General features: G+C 64.6%; 3 protein-coding genes and 1 pseudogene. 3 read left to right on the top strand and 1 reads right to left on the bottom strand.

Translation table 11 applies throughout. The features are described 5' to 3' along the window. A pseudogene (locus EN969_RS28205) lies at window positions 1-290 on the top strand (formimidoylglutamate deiminase); the annotation flags it as partial. Then, window positions 287-1,024 (top strand): histidine utilization repressor, encoded by a 738-nt coding sequence (gene hutC / locus EN969_RS28200; RefSeq protein ID WP_082826433.1) that lies wholly within the window; start codon window positions 287-289, stop codon window positions 1,022-1,024. The pseudogene EN969_RS28205 and the gene hutC, both read left to right, overlap by 4 nt. Before the next feature lie 45 nt (window positions 1,025-1,069). Here hutC and EN969_RS28195 read toward each other — a convergent pair whose 3' ends face one another. After that, on the bottom strand, window positions 1,070-1,414 hold the full coding sequence (locus EN969_RS28195) for a RidA family protein (RefSeq protein ID WP_013532306.1): 345 nt from the start codon (window positions 1,412-1,414) through the stop codon (window positions 1,070-1,072). Between the two features lie 226 nt (window positions 1,415-1,640). On the opposite strand from EN969_RS28195, the gene EN969_RS28190 reads away from it, so the two are divergent. Next, the coding region (locus EN969_RS28190) for a metal ABC transporter ATP-binding protein (protein ID WP_164758561.1) at window positions 1,641-2,103 on the top strand (463 nt) is incomplete at its 3' end.

The raw sequence follows: 2,103 nt of genomic DNA, 5'->3' as shown, positions 1-2,103 counted from the left end.
GCCGCGCACTGTTCGACGCCGCGCTCGACGGTGGCAGCGTCGCGCTTGGCGCCGGTGCTTCCGCGATCGCCGCCGGCGCATCCGCCGATCTTGTCTCGCTCGATCCCAAAAATCCCTCGCTGGCCGGCAAGAGTGGCGACGCGATCCTCGACGCCTGGATCTTCGCCAATGGCAGCAAGGTCGACTGCGTCTGGGTGCATGGCCGCAAACAGGTCAGCGGCGGCAGGCATGTGAAGCGAGAGGCCATCGCTGAGCGTTTTCGCAACGTGATGACGGCGCTTTCGGCATGAGCATGGCCGGTACAGTGGAGGCGGAAGGCGGCGGCTCGCTGCACCAGCGCATCCTCTCCGACATCAGCGAGAAAATCCTGTCCGGCGCCTGGGCGCCCGGTCATCGCATCCCGTTCGAGCATGAGTTGAGCGTGCAATACAATTGCTCGCGCATGACGGTGAACAAGGCGCTGTCGCAGCTTGCCAAGGCCGGACTGATCGAGCGCCGCCGCCGCTCAGGCAGCTTTGTGCGCCGGCCGCAGTCGCAGGCCGCGGTGCTGGAAATCCACGATATCCGCATCGAGGTCGAAGCGCTCGGCCTGCCCTATCGCTACGAGCGCGTCGCCCGACACAAAAGGCGCAGCAGCGCCGGGGATCGCGCGCTGCTGGAACTCGGCGTGGCCGGACCGGTGCTGGCGCTGGAGTGCGGTCATTTCGCCGGCGAGCGGCCGTTCGCGCATGAACAGCGGCTGATCAATCTCACCGCCGTGCCCGAGGCAGCGGACGAGGAATTCGTGGCCACCGCACCAGGACCATGGCTGATTGGCCGCGTGCCGTGGAGCGAAGCCGAGCACCGGATTCGCGCTGTCGCCGCCGACAGGCATATCGCGGCTGCACTCGATATAGAAACCGGTGCGCCCTGCTTGGTGGTCGAGCGACGGACGTGGAGCGCCGAGCACCCGGTCACCCATGTGCGCTTCACCTACGCGGCCGAGAGCCACACGCTGGTGGCGAGGTTCAGGCCGCAGGGGTGAGGCTGATCTCCCCCCACGTGGGGGGAGATTGGCAGCTTCAACGCCTCAAATCGCAGCGGTAATAATAATCTCGACCAGATATTCCGGGGCGGCGAGCTTTGCTTCGCCGGTGGCGCGGGCTGGCGTGTTGCCCTGCGGCACCCACTTGTCCCATTCCGCGTTCATCTCGGCAAAGGTGCTCATGTCGGCCAGCCAGATGATCGCCTGCAGGATCTTGGTCTTGTCGGAGCCAGCCTTGGCCAGCAATTCGTCGACAGCCGCCAGGATGTCCCTGGTCTGCGAAGCGACATTGCCGGTTGGCTGGCCGACCTGACCAGCCAGATAGACGGTATTGCCATGGATGACGATCTGGCTCATGCGCGGGCCGACATCGATGCGACGAATGCTCATTGGATGGTTCCTTCCTGTGGCGGTTGCGCTTCTTTAGAGTCGCGACCGGCTTGGGGCAAGGTCGCCAGGTCGAATCCCCTTGGGCCAACGGCATATGATACGCACACACGGCAAGTTGACCCTGCCGCCGCAATTCCGCCGGATTGGCTTGTTGACTAATGTAATAACATCACATATCCAATCGGCCGCTGCCAGCAGCCGGATTTCGCCGCCTACGGATCGCAGAATGACAAATACCTGCCTGACATTCCGCGACCTGACGCTTGGCTACGGCAGCCATCCGGCGATCCATCATCTCGACGGCACCATCCGCAAGGGCTCGCTGACCGCTGTGGTCGGCGCCAACGGCTCCGGCAAATCGACGCTGATGAAAGGTATTGTCGGCGTCCTGAAGCCGATGGCCGGCGAGGTTGTCCGCGCACCCGGTGTACGTGCCGCCTATCTGCCGCAGCAATCGGAGCTCGACCGGTCCTTTCCGGCGCGGGTGGTGGATCTGGTTTCGCTCGGCCTGTGGCCACGGCGCGGCCTGCTTGGCCGCTACACTAGGGAAGATCGCGATGACGTCAGCAAGGCGCTGATGGCGGTGGGCCTCGGCGGTTTTGAAAAGCGGCCGATCGACACGCTGTCGGGCGGCCAACTGCAGCGCACGCTGTTTGCCCGTGTCCTGCTGCAGGACGCCGACCTCATCC

The sequence above is a fragment of the Mesorhizobium sp. M7A.F.Ca.CA.003.01.2.1 genome, assembly GCF_003998945.1.
Lineage (GTDB): Bacteria > Pseudomonadota > Alphaproteobacteria > Rhizobiales > Rhizobiaceae > Mesorhizobium > Mesorhizobium ciceri.
Note: the sequence above shows the minus strand (reverse complement) of the source record. Positions and strands in the feature narration are given on the sequence as shown.

Excerpts from the sequence above, each read along its gene's own strand:
- hutC (WP_082826433.1), top strand. The coding sequence starts at position 287 with ATGAGCATGGCCGGTACAGTGGAGGCGGAAGGCGGCGGCTCGCTGCAC.
- EN969_RS28195 (WP_013532306.1), bottom strand. The coding sequence starts at position 1,414 with ATGAGCATTCGTCGCATCGATGTCGGCCCGCGCATGAGCCAGATCGTC.